Below are 14,820 nucleotides of genomic sequence, written 5' to 3' on the forward strand. Positions count from 1 at the left end.
GGCGCGTGGCGGTATATAAGTGACGGGCTTATCTAGCGGTTGGTGTAGCGCCCGTTCTTGCCGTGACCCGGCATGGCAAGGTTGCTGCGCACGGCGATCATCTGCTTGAGCCTGATCAGCTCGATGCCCTGGCTTCTCAGCCTTGGCAATTCGCGCTCAAGCACTTCCAGCGTCTGCGGGTAGGGATGCCCGATCAGCACGGCCGAGCCTTGCTTGCGGGCCAGAGCAACACCTTGCTGCAATTGCCCGGTAATTGCCTCGGTGGTGCGTACGTCATCGAGGAATACATCCCGCGATACATGCGCCAGGCTCTGTGCCTGGGCTTCGGCCGCAGCGACCGTGGCCGCGCTGGTGCGGCTGTCGACGAAGAACAGGTGCCGACGCTGCAATTCGCCCATCAGCCAGGCCATCGGCTCGCGCTGGGCAGTCATGCGGCTGCCCATGTGGTTGTTGATACCGGCGGCATACGGCACCTTGGCCAGGGCTGCATCGAGGCGTCGGGCCAGTTCGTCCAGGGGAATGCCGGGATGCCAGGCATAGGGGCCGGTGGCCGGGTCCATGGGCATGTGCAGGATCACCGTCTTGCCGGCCTTGTGGGCCTGGCGAGCGAAATCGGTGGCGTGCGGGGTGTCGGGCATGATCGCCATGTTCACTGGCCCAGGCAGGGCGAGTGTGCGGCTGTCGCGCTCGGCGTTCTGGCCCAGGTCGTCGATGATGATGCTCATGTAGGCCTTGCCGGCCGGCGCCGCTTGTGCGACCCCGGCCATCAGGCAGACCAACAGACACAGCAGATAACGCATGGGGTGGGTCAGTCGCCCTTGGTGATGTTCAGGCCCTTGAGCAGGCTCAGCGCCTGGCTCAGCTGGTAGTCACTGTCCTGCGGGCGTTCCTGGCGCTTGGTGCTGCCGGTCGGGCGGTCAGCACCACCGTTGCCGTTGCCCAGGTGGCCCTGCAGGTCGGCTTCCTTGAAGGTATCGTTATCGTTGGCATCGGCGGTCAATTTGGCTGGACGCACTTCGATGTCGGGGACGATGCCCTGGGCCTGGATCGAGCGGCCGTTGGGCGTGTAGTACAACGCAGTGGTGAGCTTCAGTGCGCGGTCATTGGCCAGTGGCAGCACGGTCTGCACCGAGCCCTTGCCAAAGCTGTCGGTGCCCATCAGCACGGCGCGTTTCTGGTCCTGCAGGGCGCCGGCGACGATTTCCGAGGCCGAAGCGCTGCCGCCGTTGATCAATACCACCAGTGGTACCCCTTCGCTGGCGTCGGCCGGGTCGGCGGAGAAGCGCAGTTCGGAGTTGGCGATGCGGCCCTTGGTGTAGACGATCAGGCCCTTGGTCAGGAAGTGGTCGGCCACTTCCACTGCCGATTGCAGCACGCCGCCGGGGTTGTTGCGCAGGTCGAGGATCACCCCGCGCAGTTTCTTGCCGTTGTCCTTGCGCAGCTTGGCCAGGGCCTTGCCGACCTCGTCACCGGTCTTGACCTGGAATTGGGTGATGCGGATGTAGCCATAGCCGCTTTCCAGCAGCTGGCTCTTCACGCTCTTGACCTGGATTACCGCGCGGGCAAGGGTGACGTCGAACGGGCTGCCGCCGTCGCGCACCAGGGTCAGGGTGATCTTCTCGCCAACCTTGCCACGCATCTTGTCGACCGCTTCGGTCATGGTCTGGCCGCGGGTCGGGGCGCCGTTGATCTTGACGATCAGGTCTCCGGCCTGCACGCCGGCTCGCGATGCCGGGGTGTCATCGATAGGCGATACCACCTTGATATTGCCGTCCTCCTGGCCCACTTCGATGCCGAGGCCACCGAATTCGCCGCTGGTGCTTTCCTGCAGCTCCTGGAAGTCTTCGGGGCCGAGGTAGGCCGAGTGGGGGTCAAGGTTGCTGAGCATGCCCTTGATGGCGTTCTCCAGCAGGGTCTTGTCGTCCACCGGTTCGACATAGGCCGCCTTGATACGGTCCATGACCTCGGCAAAGGTGCGCAGCTCTTCCAGCGGCAGCGGTGCCTTGGCGGTCACCTCGGTGGCCGGCACTGCGGCAGTCTTGGCTGGCGAGGCCTTCACCGGCTCCGCGGCGCTGGCCAGGGGCGCACCGATCGCCAGGGCGATGGTCAGGGCCAGCTGGGTGAGGCGAGGCGAGTGCAGCATGTCGAACGAACTCCTGATCCTGTAAGCGCTCCCTGCGGAGCATCGGCGCAGCGCCTGGCGCCATGCCGTATGTAATGTGTCAGCCGCGGCACCACTGCGAAGGGTCGGTTGGCCGGCCCTGCTGGCGGATGGCGAAGTACAAGCCTGCGCTGTCCTGGCCACCGCTGTCGCCAACGGTGGAAATGGCTTCGCCGGCCTTGACGATGTCGCCGGCGCTCTTGAGCAGGCTCTGGTTGTGGCCGTACAGGCTCAGGTAACCATTACCATGGTCGAGAATGACCAGAAGTCCAGCGCCGCGCAACCAGTCGGCAAACACCACGCGCCCGCCGTGCACTGCGTGTACCTGGGTGCCTGGGCTGGCGCTGATCATCACGCCGTCCCACTTGGCCCGGGCATCGTTGCCGCGGGCATCACCGAAGCGTGCCAGCAATCGACCATTGACCGGCCAGGGAAGTTTTCCCCGTGCTGCAGAAAATGCACCGCCGTAGCTGGCGCCGTCACTGGAAACCAGTGGGCCGAGGGTGGTGCGGGCCTTTTTCGTTGGCTCGCTATCTTCCCTGTCCGCACGGGCAGCCAGGGCCTCCTGCTGGCGGCGTTTCTCGGCTTCCTGCTGGGCGAGCAGGGCTTTCTTGCGCGCTTCTTCGGCTTCGCGGGCCTGGCGTGCCAGGGTTTCCTCGATGGTCTTGAGCACCTTGGCCAGGTCCGCCTGGTCCTGTTGGCGGGCCTGCAGCTTCTGGTCGCCATCTTTGACGTCGCTGTTGAGCTTGGCCAGTACCTGCTGGCGTTTGCTGCGCTCGGCATCCAGCGCCTGGCGGCGCGTGTCGAGGTCGGCGCGCTGCGCCAGCAGTTGTTCCTGCTGGCGGGAAATGTCCTGCTCGACGTTGGCCAGCTGGCGCAACGTTTCATTGAAGGCCTTGAGCTGGTCGAGGCGCGCCTTGCTCAGGTAGTCGTAATAAGTGAGGGTGCGGGCGAACTTCTCAGGATTCTGCTGGTTGAGCAGCAGCTTGAGGTATTCCTCGCGGCCGTTGTTCTGGTAGGCCGAACGGGCCTGGATGGCAATCAGCCGCTGTTGTTCAACGCGGGCGCTCTGGAGTTTTTTTTTCTCGGTATCAAGGCGCTCCAGCTCGCCCTCGGTCTTTTTTAGTTCTTGTTGCAGGGCCTCCACCTGCTTCTCCAGGTTGCCGATGTCGGTCTCGGTGGCCTTGAGGTCTTTTTGCACACCGGCTTTTTCTTCCTGGAGCTTGCTCAGCGTCTTCTTGAGCTCGGCAATGTCCTGGCGGGTGGCGTCCAGTTGCTGCTGGGTCTGCGCGCGCTCATCGGCGAACGCCGGGCTGAGCAGGCAGGACAGGGCTAATAGGATCAGGGCGCGTAGCATGGGGTTTGGCGTACCGGGGATGGAGACTGGGCTAGTATGCCCGTGCGAGCAGGCAAAAAAAACGCCTCGCTGCCGGGGCAGCGAGGCGTTTGTCCGGAATTCATGTGCAAAGGGGCTGCCAGGCGGCCCCGGGACACTGAATCAGGCGTCGACCAGGATCGAAGTGCCGGTCATTTCGGCCGGTTTTTCCAGGCCCAGCAGTTTCAGCATGGTCGGCGCCACGTCGGCCAGCACGCCGCCTTCGCGGACCCGCACCTTGCGCTTGCCGACGTAGATGAACGGCACCGGTTCGCTGGTGTGGGCCGTGTGCGCCTGGCCGGTGCACGCGTCTTCCATTTGCTCGACGTTGCCGTGGTCGGCGGTGATCAGGGCTTCGCCGCCGACCTTGTCCAGCGCCTCGACGATGCGCCCGACACAGGTATCCAGGGCCTCGACGGCTTTTACCGCAGCCTCGAACACGCCGGTGTGGCCGACCATGTCGCCGTTGGCGTAGTTGGCCACGATCACGTCAAAGCGCTGCTGCTCGATGGCTTCGACGATGCGGTCGGTCACTTCAGGTGCGTTCATCTCGGGCTGCAGGTCGTAGGTGGCGACCTTCGGCGACGGGATCAGGATGCGTTCTTCGCCTTCGAACGGTTCTTCGCGGCCACCGGAGAAGAAGAAGGTGACGTGTGCATACTTCTCGGTTTCGGCGATGCGCAGCTGGGTCTTGCCGTTTTTTGCCAGGTACTCGCCCAGCACGTTGTCCAGGCTGGACGGCGCATAGGCGGCCGGCGCGGCGATTTTTGCCGAATACTGGGTCAGGCCGATGTAGGCCGCCATTTTCGGCAGGCGTGCACGCGGGAACTCGTTGAAGTCCGGCTCGACGAAGGCACGCGACAGTTCGCGGGCGCGGTCGGCGCGGAAGTTCATGAAGATCACGGCGTCGCCGTCTTCAACCTTGACGGCCTCGCCAATGCGCGTGGCCTTGACGAATTCGTCGTTCTCCTCGCGGGCATAGGCCGCTTCCAGGCCCGCCAGTGCGGTGTCGGCGGTGTATTCGGCAACGCTGTCGACGATCAGGTTGTAAGCGGCGCTGACGCGGTCCCAGCGGTTGTCGCGGTCCATCGCGAAGTAGCGGCCGATCAGGCTCGCGATACGGCCCTTGCCGAGCTTGGCGAAGGTCGCGTCGAGCAGTTCGATCGACGATTGGGCGCTGCGTGGCGGGGTGTCACGGCCATCGAGGAAGGCGTGCAGGTAGATTTTTTCGGCGCCACGCTGCGCGGCCAGTTCGGCCATGGCGACGAGGTGGTCCTGGTGGCTGTGCACGCCACCGTCGGACAGCAGGCCGAGGATGTGCACGGCCTTGCCGGCGCCTGCAGCCTTGTCCACCGCCCCGGTGAGCACCGGGTTCTCGAAGAATTCGCCATCGCGGATGGCCTTGGTGACCCGGGTGAAGTCCTGGTAGACGACGCGGCCCGCGCCAAGGTTCATGTGCCCGACCTCGGAGTTGCCCATCTGCCCGTCCGGCAGGCCGACATCCATCCCCGATCCGGAAATCAGGCCATGCGGCTGGGTGGCGCGCAGGCGGTCATAGACCGGTGTGTTGGCGGCATAGATGGCGTTGTATTCGGGGCTTTCGCTGTGGCCGAATCCATCCAGGATGATCAGGACCAGAGGTTTGGGCGTGCTCGTCATCAATCAAACTCACGGTTGTTCAAAGATGATAAAGACACGCATTTTAGGGCAAATACGCCATCAACGGCGAATAATCGTCCTGTCACCCGACCGGCGCGGGCAACCCGGTAACATGAAGGTACCTTTACCTCCGGCCCATCGGGCTTTGGTGGCACTGGGGGGGTGTGTATACTGGCCGGCATTTTCAATCGCCTGGAACACCGCTGATGGTTGCTCACCTGATTCAATTCGCGACAGATCACTACATCCTGGTGGCGATCTTCGTGGTTCTGCTGGTTGCACTGCTCGTCAATGAACTGCGCCGTGGCGGCCAGAGCCTGAGCAACGGCCAGCTGACCGCGCTGGTCAATGCCGACAAGGCGCTGGTCATCGACATTCGCCCGTCCAAGGAATACTCCGCCGGGCACATCGTCGGTGCGCTGAACATCCCGCAGGACAAGCTCGCCAACCGCATGGCCGAGCTCGAGAAGCACAAAGCGAAGACCCTGATCGTCGTCGACGCGATGGGCCAGCAGTCCGGCGCGGTCTGCGGCGAACTGCTCAAGGCTGGTTACACTGCCGCCAAGCTGAGCGGTGGCGTTTCCAGCTGGAAAGCCGATAACCTGCCTTTGGTGAAGTGATATGAAGCCCGTCATCGTCTATTCCAGCGACTACTGCCCCTACTGCATGCGTGCCAAGCACCTGCTCCAGAGCAAGGGCGTTGCCTTCGAAGAGATCAAGGTCGACGGCAAGCCCCAGGTGCGCGCCGAGATGAGCCAGAAGGCCGGCCGCACGTCGGTGCCGCAGATCTGGATCGGCAGCACCCACGTCGGTGGATGCGATGACCTCTACGCCCTGGAGCGCGCCGGCAAGCTCGACGCGCTGCTGGCAGTCTGATTTGCACTGCATTCAAAAACATTAGGATTAAGGATCTGCCATGACTGACCAACAGACCAACGGCGCTGCTGCAGAAGACAACAGCCCTCAGTTCTCCATGCAGCGCATCTACGTGCGCGACCTGTCGTTCGAAGCCCCGAAAAGCCCGCAGATCTTCCGTCAGCAGTGGGAGCCGAGCGTTGCGCTGGACCTGAACACCAAGCAGAAAGCCCTGGAAGGCGACTTCCACGAAGTGGTGCTTACCCTGTCGGTGACCGTCAAGAACGGTGACGAAGTGGCCTTCATCGCTGAAGTTCAGCAGGCCGGTATCTTCCTGATCAAGAACCTCGACGCTTCGTCGATGAGCCACACCCTCGGCGCGTTCTGCCCGAACATCCTGTTCCCGTACGCCCGTGAGACCCTGGACAGCCTGGTGACCCGCGGTTCGTTCCCGGCCCTGATGCTGTCGCCGGTCAACTTCGACGCCCTGTACGCGCAAGAGCTGCAGCGCATGCAGGAAGCTGGCGAAACGCCGACCGTTCAGTAATTCTGCCGGAATCGAAAAAGCGCCTCTCGGGGCGCTTTTTTGTTGCTTGTTCCGGCCTCTTCGCGGGTTTACCGCGAAGAGGCCGTCACAGGCTAACGATCAGCTCCCGGCAAACCCGTTCTGCCGCCAGGCTTCATAGACGGTGACCGCCACGGTATTGGACAGGTTCAGGCTCCGGCACCCTGGCCGCATGGGCAGGCGCAGGCGTTGCTCGGCCGGCAAGCTGTCCAGGACTTCGGCTGGCAACCCTCGGCTCTCAGGCCCGAACAGGAACGCATCTCCAGGCTGATAAGCCACTTCATGGAACGGGTGCGAGCCTTTGGTGGTAAAGGCGAACAGCCGCGGATTGCCCAGGCTCTCCAGGCAGTCGGCGAGGCTCTCATGACGCTTGAGCGTGGCATACTCGTGGTAATCCAGCCCGGCCCGGCGCAGGCGTTTGTCGTCCAGTTCGAAGCTGATCGGCTCGATCAGGTGCAGGGCGCAACCGCTGTTGGCGCAGAGGCGGATGATGTTGCCGGTATTCGGCGGAATTTCTGGTTGAAAAAGGATGACGTGAAACATGCACGGCTCCAAACGTGAAGATGACGAGCATTCTACCCCTGAACCCGACCTGCGTTCGAAGGCCTGGCCGCGCATGCTGCTTTCCCTGGCGCTGTTCGGCGTCTTGGTGGGGTTGATGATTGGCCGTCTGACTGCCCCTGAAGAACGGGTGCTGGAGCAAGTCGAAGTGGTGCAGGATGGCCTGAACCTCTGGTTCAACGACGCGCCCAAGCTGCATGGCGAAAACGTCGAAGGTACGGTCGCGCTGCTGTTCGAGGCCGAGGGCAAGGCACAGCGTGGTCAGCTGGATCTTCAAGGCAAGCCGGTCGGCTGGCGATTGCAGAAGAGCGACAAGGGGTTGTTGCTGACGGTGATCGCCGCGCGTCCCCTGCACGGCGAATGGGCCGGTGCAGAGGACGCTGGACGTTGGCGGGTGCAGGTGAAACTGCACGAATAAAAGAGGGGATATCTCGGCCTGCCTGTACCAAGGTCCCCAAAAGGGCTTACAGAGAATTAAAGGGGGGATGGCCCGGCCTGCCTGTACCGAGGTCCCCAAAACTGGCGTTACTGCGAATAAAAGAGGGGTCACCCGGCCTGCCTGTACCAGGGCCCCCGAAACTGGGTATGCATGAGTTATTGCAGGGGGCGTGCCAGTTTTGAAAAACCCGTGAGTACTGGGCTTTGAGGGTGAATTGGCCGGGTTTTGAGGGGATTTGTGCCTTGGAGAGGTGCATCGGGCACAGGATCGGTGCACAGGAAGGCTGAAATGACTGGGGCCGCAAAAGCGGCCCCGGTTATGTTAGAGGTCTAGCGGCAGGTCAGTGGTCTTCACCCTCGTCATCATCCCCACCGTCCACATTCATCCCCAGTTCCTTGATCTTGCGGGTCAGGGTATTGCGGCCCCAACCCAGCAGCACCGCAGCGTCACGGCGGCGACCGGCGGTGTGCTTGAGCGCGGTCTCGATCATGATTCGCTCGAAGCTGGGCACTGCGCTGTCGAGCAGGTTCGACTGCCCGCGCGCCAGCGCCTGATCCGCCCACTGGCGTAGCGCCTGCTCCCAGTTGGTGACTGGCGCTGCGTCTTGCGGCAGGTTCAGCAGCTCCGGCGGCAGGTCGCCGATCAGCACTTCGCGGCTGGAGGCCATCACGGTGATCCAGCGGCAGGTGTTCTCCAGCTGGCGCACGTTGCCTGGCCACGGCAGGTTGCGGATGAACTCCTCGGTTTCCGGCTTGAGCAGCTTCGGCTCGACGGCCAGCTCCTGGGCGGCACGGCCTAGGAAGTGGCGGGCCAGCGCCGGGATGTCCTCGCGGCGGTCGGCCAGGCGCGGGATATGGATGCGGATCACGTTCAGGCGGTGGAACAAGTCCTCACGGAACTTGCCGGCCGTGACCAGCGACTCCAGGTTCTGGTGGGTCGCTGCAATGATGCGTACATCGACCTTCACCGGCACATGGCCGCCAACGCGATAGAACTCGCCATCGGCCAGCACTCTCAGCAGGCGAGTCTGGGTATCGGCCGGCATGTCGCCGATCTCGTCGAGGAACAAGGTACCGCCGTCTGCCTGTTCGAAGCGGCCGCGGCGCAGGTTGGCCGCGCCGGTGAAGGCGCCTTTCTCGTGGCCGAACAGCTCCGACTCCATCAGGTCCTTGGGGATGGCGGCCATGTTCAGGGCGATGAACGGCGAGGCGGCACGCGGGCTGTGACGGTGCAGCGCATGCGCCACCAGTTCTTTACCGGTGCCGGATTCGCCGTTGATCAATACGGTGATGTTGGAGTGGCTCAGGCGGCCGATAGCGCGGAACACCTCCTGCATCGCTGGCGCTTCGCCGATGATTTCCGGAGTGCGGGCCAAGGCCTGGGGAACATCGAGGCCCTGTTGTTCCTGGGCATGCTGATTGGCACGCTTGACCAGCGACACCGCCTCATCGACGTCGAACGGCTTGGGCAGGTACTCGAAAGCACCGCCCTGGTAGGACGCCACGGCGCTGTCCAGGTCGGAATGCGCAGTCATGATGATGACCGGCAGGCGCGGATGCTGTTCGCGAATCTGCGCCAGCAGGTCGAGGCCGCTGGCGCCGGGCATGCGAATGTCGGAGATGATCACGTCCGGCTGCTGGCGGGCCAGGCGGCCCATGACGCCATCGGCGCTGTCGAAGCTCTGGGTGGTCATGCCTTCCTGTTGCAGGGCTTTCTCCAGGACCCAGCGGATGGAGCGATCATCATCGACGATCCATACGGTTTCACTTCGGCTCATGAGGCGGTGGCTCCTTGTTCCAGGGGCAGGAAGATCGAGAAGGCGGTGTGCCCTGCGTGGCTTTCACATTCGATCAGGCCCTGGTGCTGGCTGATGATGTTCTGGGTGATGGCCAGGCCCAGCCCGGTACCGTCCGGGCGTCCGCTGACCATGGGATAAAAGAGGGTGTCTTGCAGTTCCGCGGGGATGCCCGGGCCGTTGTCGATGATCTCGATACGTGCCGCCAGGCGATGGCGCACATGGCCGATGGTGAACTGGCGCACGGCGCGGCTGCGCAGGGTGATGCGGCCCAGGCGCAATTCGTTCTGCGAACTGATGGCCTGCATCGCATTGCGTACGATGTTCAGTACGGCCTGGATCATCTGCTCGCGGTCGATCAACACGTCGGGCAGGCTCGGGTCGTAGTCGCGCACCAAGGTGATGCAGCCCTGGCTTTCGGCCTCGACCAGGCTGCAGACCCGCTCCAGTACTTCGTGGATGTTGGTCATGGCCAGCGACGGCAACTTGTTCGAGCCGAGCATGCGGTCGACCAGGTTGCGCAAGCGGTCGGCCTCTTCGATGATCACGTTGGTGTAGTCGCGCAGGCCCTCTTCGGGCAGCTCGCGGGCCAGCAGCTGTGCTGCACCACGGATGCCGCCGAGCGGGTTCTTGATCTCGTGGGCCAGGCCGCGTACCAGCATCTTGGTAGTTTCCTGCTTGCTCAGCTGGGCTTCTTCCTTGGTGATGCGCAGCAGGCGATCACGCGGGTGAACTTCGAGCAGCAGCAAGGTATTGCCCTGGTGCAGGATCGGTGTCACGGCATAGTCGACGGTGATGGCCTGCCCGGTCAGCGAGGTCAGTTGCGCTTCACGCTTGGTGAACGGATGCGCCTGTTCCACGGCCTGGCGCAGCGAGTTGAGCGCCTCGGCCGATTCGGTGAACAGCTCACTGATGAACTGCCCGTGGCTGCGCTGGCCACTGACCGCCAGGAGCATTTCTGCGGCCGGGTTCATGTACTCCAGGCGCAGTTCTGCATTGAGCAGGAGCGTGGCGGTGGTCAGGTTGTCCAGAAGCAGACGGTGCTGTGCATCGCTGATGGTCATAAGGCGTCGTTGACCTCTTTTGGCGCTTGTCGGGCGGGCACGGCCATGGCCGGGCAGGCGGCGGATCCGCGAATGCCAGTCTCTGCACAGGAAAATGCAAGAAACAAACCAAGGCTCCGAAAAGAAGCGGAATTGCCCGATAAAAGCCTGGCATTGCGCTTATTCGGATCAGATTGGCCTGATTAATCGTTTCAAATGACCTGTTTTGGGTTGCAGATTGAAGCGCTCTGCGTAGTTATGCACCAATATAGAGCATTGCTGCAGTCAGCGTTTAACGCACAGTTGTGCGGTTGCGCGGACCAAGGCCATGTGCCGGAGCGGCTCGTTGGCATGCAGGGCCAGGGCGTCGGCCAATTGGCGAGGGCAGTCGTTCAGCGGCTTGCGGTCCAGATTTCCCAGCTCGTACAACAGCGTCGCCTGAAGCCTGTCCAGGCGCGGGCGCAGCTCATTGGCGAGGTCCCGGGCTTGCAGTGGGGGCCGCTTTCCCATGGCAGTCCAGCGGTCGATGAGGGCGTACTGCACTAGCTTGTTGGCTTCGATCTGGTTGGCAAAGAAGGCCTCTGCGCGTTCGGGTGGCAGCCCGTAGTCATGCGCCGCAGCTTGAACCTGCTGCAGCACCTCTCGTTCACGCAGTGGCGCTTCGACGGGTACGCCATTGTCCCACTTGTGCACGGCCACGGCGTAGGCCAGGTCCAGGCGCTGCCCGATTGCCGTGAGCAAAGGCCTGAGCTCAGGTTGCGAGGGGGCGCTGCAGCCGAGAAGGGTCATGGTGAGGCAAAGCACGATGGGCAGGGGGCGCATGACAATCTCCTTATTGTTGGAGATTTGATTGTGCGCAGTCAGGTAGAGCCCTGCTTGTAGGAAGCATCTGAAAGAGACAGGCGTAAAACGAAAAACGGCCTTCAGAAGAAGGCCGTTTTTGATGAATCAGATCGGCGCAAGGCGCCAATCGGATCAGCAGCTGTAGTACAGCTCGTATTCCAGCGGGTGTACGAAGGTGCGGACCTTGATCTCTTCTTCGCTCTTCAGCTCGATGAAGGCATCGATGAAGTCGTCGGAGAACACGCCGCCCTTGGTCAGGAACGCACGGCCTTTATCCAGCTCTTCCAGAGCCTCTTTCAGGCTGCCGCAAACCTGCGGGATGTCCTTGGCTTCTTCTGGCGGCAGGTCGTACAGGTTCTTGTCGGCAGCATCGCCTGGGTGGATCTTGTTCTGGATACCGTCCAGGCCAGCCATCAGCAGGGCTGCGAAGGCCAGGTACGGGTTGGCCGATGGATCCGGGAAGCGGGCTTCGATACGACGGGCTTTCGGGCTGCCGACGTAAGGAATACGGATCGAGGCGGAACGGTTGCGAGCCGAGTAGGCCAGCATTACCGGGGCTTCGAAGCCTGGGACCAGACGCTTGTACGAGTTGGTCGACGGGTTGGTGAAGCCGTTCAGGGCCTTACCGTGCTTGATGATACCGCCGATGAAGTACAGAGCGGTGTCGGACAGGCCGGCATAGCCTTCGCCGGCGAAGGTGTTCTTGCCGTCTTTCCAGATCGACATGTGCACGTGCATGCCCGAGCCGTTGTCGCCGTACAGTGGCTTCGGCATGAAGGTGGCGGTACGGCCGTAAGCGTCGGCAACGTTGTGCACGACGTATTTCAGGGCCTGAACTTCGTCAGCTTTCTTCACCAGGGTATTGAACTTGACGCCGATTTCGTTCTGACCGGCAGTGGCCACTTCGTGGTGGTGAACTTCAACGGTCTGGCCCATTTCTTCCAGAGCGTTGCACATGGCGGTACGGATTTCGTGGTCGTGGTCGAACGGCGGAACCGGGAAGTAGCCGCCTTTCACGCCTGGACGGTGGCCTTTGTTGCCGCCTTCCACGTCAGCGCCAGTCATCCACGAGCCTTGCTCGGAGAAGATCTTGAACATGGAACCTGAGATGTCCGACTGGAACTTCACTTCGTCGAAGATGAAGAATTCTGGCTCTGGGCCAGCGAATACGGTGTCACCGATGCCGGTGCTCTTCAGGTACTCTTCGGCGCGCTTGGCGATCGCACGTGGGTCGCGATCGTAGCCCTGCATGCTCGACGGGTCGACGATGTCGCAGGTGATGATCAGGGTCGGCTCTTCGGTGAACGGGTCCAGAACGGCGGTCTCGTCGACCGGCATCAGGATCATGTCGGAAGCTTCGATGCCTTTCCAGCCAGCGATGGAGGAACCGTCGAACATCTTGCCGACTTCGAAGAAGTCTTCGTCCAGGCCATCACGCGCCGGCATGGTCACGTGATGCTGAGTGCCTTTGGTGTCCGTGAAACGCAGATCAATCCACTTGACGTCATGATCTTTGATGAGTTGAACCGACTTCGACATGTTGTCCTCCGGAGGGTCTAGAGCGCGGTGGGCCACTGCTCTGGAAAAAGGGTGTTGCCGGGCGCGGATAGTCGGCCAAGCGTACCTGCCTCACAAGGGAGCAAATTGCATGCCAGTGCCCGAAAATGGCGAGGGCTGGATAAAAAGGGGCGTCTGCGGGCATTTGCCGGGCTGTCTGCGGATAAAAGCGCACCCTTAGGAGGCAGAATTCCAGTGTAGAGCACCAATTTAGTGCACAGACCTAAAGGTGTGCATTTTTTCAGGGCCTCTTCGCGGGTGAACCCGCTCCCACAGGTACTGTACTGTCGTCAGCTTGGCGCGCCCCCTGTGGGAACGGGTTTACCCGCGAAGGGGCCGGAACGGGCGCCGCAAAACCCGGCTGCTGCATTTATCTCAAAGCTTCTGATCAAAAGTTGGTCAAATCCTGAGCAATTTCCGCTATAATTCGCGCCCCTCATTTTCGGCAGGCCTTGCGCGCGCTGTTAAACCAATGAAACTTATCGTCAAAGTCTTCCCAGAAATCACCATCAAGAGCCGGCCGGTGCGCAAGCGCTTCATCCGCCAGCTCGGCAAGAACATCCGCAACGTGCTCAAGGATCTTGATCCGGAGCTCGCGGTCGATGGTGTCTGGGACAATCTCGAAGTGGTCACCCGCGTCGAGGACGAGAAGGTCCAGCGCGAGATGATCGAGCGCCTCACCTGCACCCCGGGCATCACCCACTTCCTGCAGGTCGAGGAATACCCGCTGGGTGATTTCGACGACATCGTCGCCAAGTGCAAGCACCACTTCGGCCACCTGCTGGCCGGCAAGCGCTTCTCGGTGCGCTGCAAGCGCGGCGGTCACCACGACTTCACCTCGATGGACGTCGACCGCTACGTCGGCAGCCAGCTGCGTCAGCAGTGCGGCGCCGCCGGCATCGACCTGAAGACGCCTGAAGTCGTGGTGCGCATCGAGATTCGCGATCAGCGCCTGTATGTGATCCACAATCAGCACAACGGCATCGGCGGCTACCCGCTGGGCGCGCTGGAGCAGACCCTGGTGCTGATGTCCGGTGGGTTCGACTCCACCGTGGCGGCCTACCAGATGATGCGCCGTGGCCTGATGACCCACTTCTGCTTCTTCAACCTCGGCGGCCGTGCCCACGAACTGGGCGTGATGGAAGTCGCCCACTACCTGTGGAAAAAGTACGGCAGCAGCCAGCGCGTGCTGTTCATCAGCGTGCCATTCGAAGAAGTGGTCGGCGAGATCCTCAACAAGGTCGACAACAGCTACATGGGCGTGACCCTCAAGCGCATGATGCTGCGGGGTGCTGCGCACATGGCCGACCGCCTGCAGATCGATGCCCTGGTCACCGGCGAGGCGATTTCCCAGGTCTCCAGCCAGACCCTGCCGAACCTGTCGATCATCGACTCGGCCACCGACAAGCTGGTGCTGCGTCCGTTGCTGGCCAGCCACAAGCAGGACATCATCGACCAGGCTACCGAGATCGGCACCGCCGACTTCGCCAAGCATATGCCGGAATACTGCGGCGTGATCTCGGTGAACCCGACCACCCATGCCAAGCGTCACCGCATGGAGCATGAAGAAAAGCAGTTCGACATGGCCGTCCTGGAACGCGCCCTGGAGCGTGCCAAATTCATCTCCATCGACCACGTGATCGATGAGCTGGGCAAGGACATCGAGGTTGAAGAAGTGGCCGAGGCGCTGCCTGGCCAGATCGTCATCGACATTCGTCACCCCGATGCCCAGGAAGACGAACCTCTGGCACTGGAAGGTATCGAAATCCAGGCCATGCCGTTCTACGCGATCAACAGCAAGTTCAAGCATCTGGACCCTACGCGCCAGTATTTGCTGTATTGCGACAAAGGTGTGATGAGCCGTTTGCACGCACACCACCTGCTCAGTGAGGGACATGCCAATGTGCGTGTTTATCGTCCGACATAAGACGCCAGGGCTCTATGGCGGCAGTATCCGCCATCGCCCT

14 protein-coding genes are annotated in these 14,820 nt (G+C 62.2%); 5 read left to right on the plus strand and 9 right to left on the minus strand.

Features of this window, described 5'->3' with window-relative positions; translation table 11 throughout:
- Positions 1–32 precede the first annotated feature (32 nt).
- From ACQKPS_RS10930 to gpmI, 4 genes are all read right to left on the minus strand, one after another.
- Positions 33–800, minus strand: a complete 768-nt coding sequence (locus ACQKPS_RS10930; RefSeq protein ID WP_254482706.1) for a divergent polysaccharide deacetylase family protein — start codon at positions 798–800, stop codon at positions 33–35.
- Positions 801–808: 8 nt separating this feature from the next.
- Positions 809–2,143: a S41 family peptidase gene (locus tag ACQKPS_RS10935; protein WP_054884248.1), complete on the minus strand. Its 1,335-nt coding sequence runs from the start codon at positions 2,141–2,143 to the stop codon at positions 809–811.
- Positions 2,144–2,222: 79 nt separating this feature from the next.
- Positions 2,223–3,518, minus strand: coding sequence for a murein hydrolase activator EnvC family protein (locus ACQKPS_RS10940; RefSeq protein ID WP_254482708.1), 1,296 nt, complete (start codon positions 3,516–3,518; stop codon positions 2,223–2,225).
- Between the two features lie 141 nt (positions 3,519–3,659).
- Positions 3,660–5,195: a 2,3-bisphosphoglycerate-independent phosphoglycerate mutase gene (gene gpmI / locus ACQKPS_RS10945; protein WP_254482710.1), complete on the minus strand. Its 1,536-nt coding sequence runs from the start codon at positions 5,193–5,195 to the stop codon at positions 3,660–3,662.
- A 206-nt stretch (positions 5,196–5,401) separates the two neighbouring features.
- Here gpmI and ACQKPS_RS10950 point away from each other — a divergent pair, with 206 nt between their 5' ends.
- The 3 genes from ACQKPS_RS10950 to secB are packed head-to-tail and all read left to right on the plus strand — an operon-like array spanning position 5,402 to position 6,597.
- Positions 5,402–5,815: a rhodanese-like domain-containing protein gene (locus ACQKPS_RS10950; protein ID WP_254482712.1), complete on the plus strand. Its 414-nt coding sequence runs from the start codon at positions 5,402–5,404 to the stop codon at positions 5,813–5,815.
- A gap of 1 nt (position 5,816) precedes the next feature.
- Positions 5,817–6,071: a glutaredoxin 3 gene (gene grxC, locus ACQKPS_RS10955; protein WP_054884252.1), complete on the plus strand. Its 255-nt coding sequence runs from the start codon at positions 5,817–5,819 to the stop codon at positions 6,069–6,071.
- 40 nt (positions 6,072–6,111) lie between these two features.
- Complete coding sequence (gene secB / locus ACQKPS_RS10960; RefSeq protein WP_054884253.1) at positions 6,112–6,597, plus strand: protein-export chaperone SecB; 486 nt, start codon at positions 6,112–6,114, stop codon at positions 6,595–6,597.
- Positions 6,598–6,696: 99 nt separating this feature from the next.
- Here the strand turns inward: secB and trmL are convergent, their stop codons facing one another.
- On the minus strand, positions 6,697–7,158 hold the full coding sequence (gene trmL / locus ACQKPS_RS10965; protein ID WP_427604013.1) for a tRNA (uridine(34)/cytosine(34)/5-carboxymethylaminomethyluridine(34)-2'-O)-methyltransferase TrmL: 462 nt from the start codon (positions 7,156–7,158) through the stop codon (positions 6,697–6,699).
- Here trmL and ACQKPS_RS10970 point away from each other — a divergent pair.
- Positions 7,157–7,594 carry a hypothetical protein gene (locus tag ACQKPS_RS10970; RefSeq protein ID WP_427604015.1) on the plus strand — a complete coding sequence of 146 codons (438 nt, stop codon included), beginning with the start codon at positions 7,157–7,159 and terminating at the stop codon, positions 7,592–7,594. The two genes, trmL and ACQKPS_RS10970, sit on opposite strands and share 2 nt — an antisense overlap.
- A gap of 361 nt (positions 7,595–7,955) precedes the next feature.
- Here ACQKPS_RS10970 and ntrC read toward each other — a convergent pair whose 3' ends face one another.
- The 4 genes from ntrC to glnA form a co-directional block, all read right to left on the minus strand.
- Entirely contained in the window at positions 7,956–9,392 is a 1,437-nt protein-coding gene (ntrC, locus tag ACQKPS_RS10975; RefSeq protein WP_054884256.1) for a nitrogen regulation protein NR(I), read from the minus strand.
- Positions 9,389–10,474 carry a nitrogen regulation protein NR(II) gene (gene glnL, locus ACQKPS_RS10980; protein WP_427604017.1) on the minus strand — a complete coding sequence of 362 codons (1,086 nt, stop codon included), beginning with the start codon at positions 10,472–10,474 and terminating at the stop codon, positions 9,389–9,391. Before glnL ends, ntrC begins: the two co-directional genes overlap by 4 nt.
- Positions 10,475–10,738: 264 nt before the next feature.
- Complete coding sequence (locus ACQKPS_RS10985) at positions 10,739–11,275, minus strand: chorismate mutase (RefSeq protein WP_313200770.1); 537 nt, start codon at positions 11,273–11,275, stop codon at positions 10,739–10,741.
- A 153-nt stretch (positions 11,276–11,428) separates the two neighbouring features.
- Positions 11,429–12,835, minus strand: coding sequence for a type I glutamate--ammonia ligase (gene glnA, locus ACQKPS_RS10990; protein WP_054884259.1), 1,407 nt, complete (start codon positions 12,833–12,835; stop codon positions 11,429–11,431).
- Between the two features lie 490 nt (positions 12,836–13,325).
- On the opposite strand from glnA, the gene thiI reads away from it, so the two are divergent.
- Positions 13,326–14,780, plus strand: coding sequence for a tRNA uracil 4-sulfurtransferase ThiI (gene thiI, locus ACQKPS_RS10995; RefSeq protein ID WP_054884260.1), 1,455 nt, complete (start codon positions 13,326–13,328; stop codon positions 14,778–14,780).
- Positions 14,781–14,820: the final 40 nt, after the last annotated feature.

Source organism: Pseudomonas sp. NPDC086566 (genome assembly GCF_050280885.1).
GTDB classification, from domain to species: domain Bacteria; phylum Pseudomonadota; class Gammaproteobacteria; order Pseudomonadales; family Pseudomonadaceae; genus Aquipseudomonas; species Aquipseudomonas vlassakiae.

Bases quoted from the DNA above. Each gene is read 5' to 3' on its own strand.
- ACQKPS_RS10930 (WP_254482706.1), bottom strand. From the start codon at position 800: ATGCGTTATCTGCTGTGTCTGTTGGTCTGCCTGATGGCCGGGGTCGCA.
- trmL (WP_427604013.1), bottom strand. From the start codon at position 7,158: ATGTTTCACGTCATCCTTTTTCAACCAGAAATTCCGCCGAATACCGGC.
- glnL (WP_427604017.1), bottom strand. From the start codon at position 10,474: ATGACCATCAGCGATGCACAGCACCGTCTGCTTCTGGACAACCTGACC.
- thiI (WP_054884260.1), top strand. From the start codon at position 13,326: ATGAAACTTATCGTCAAAGTCTTCCCAGAAATCACCATCAAGAGCCGG.
- ACQKPS_RS10985 (WP_313200770.1), bottom strand. From the start codon at position 11,275: ATGCGCCCCCTGCCCATCGTGCTTTGCCTCACCATGACCCTTCTCGGC.
- grxC (WP_054884252.1), top strand. From the start codon at position 5,817: ATGAAGCCCGTCATCGTCTATTCCAGCGACTACTGCCCCTACTGCATG.
- glnA (WP_054884259.1), bottom strand. From the start codon at position 12,835: ATGTCGAAGTCGGTTCAACTCATCAAAGATCATGACGTCAAGTGGATT.
- ACQKPS_RS10950 (WP_254482712.1), top strand. From the start codon at position 5,402: ATGGTTGCTCACCTGATTCAATTCGCGACAGATCACTACATCCTGGTG.
- ACQKPS_RS10940 (WP_254482708.1), bottom strand. From the start codon at position 3,518: ATGCTACGCGCCCTGATCCTATTAGCCCTGTCCTGCCTGCTCAGCCCG.
- gpmI (WP_254482710.1), bottom strand. From the start codon at position 5,195: ATGACGAGCACGCCCAAACCTCTGGTCCTGATCATCCTGGATGGATTC.
- ACQKPS_RS10970 (WP_427604015.1), top strand. From the start codon at position 7,157: ATGCACGGCTCCAAACGTGAAGATGACGAGCATTCTACCCCTGAACCC.
- ACQKPS_RS10935 (WP_054884248.1), bottom strand. From the start codon at position 2,143: ATGCTGCACTCGCCTCGCCTCACCCAGCTGGCCCTGACCATCGCCCTG.
- ntrC (WP_054884256.1), bottom strand. From the start codon at position 9,392: ATGAGCCGAAGTGAAACCGTATGGATCGTCGATGATGATCGCTCCATC.
- secB (WP_054884253.1), top strand. From the start codon at position 6,112: ATGACTGACCAACAGACCAACGGCGCTGCTGCAGAAGACAACAGCCCT.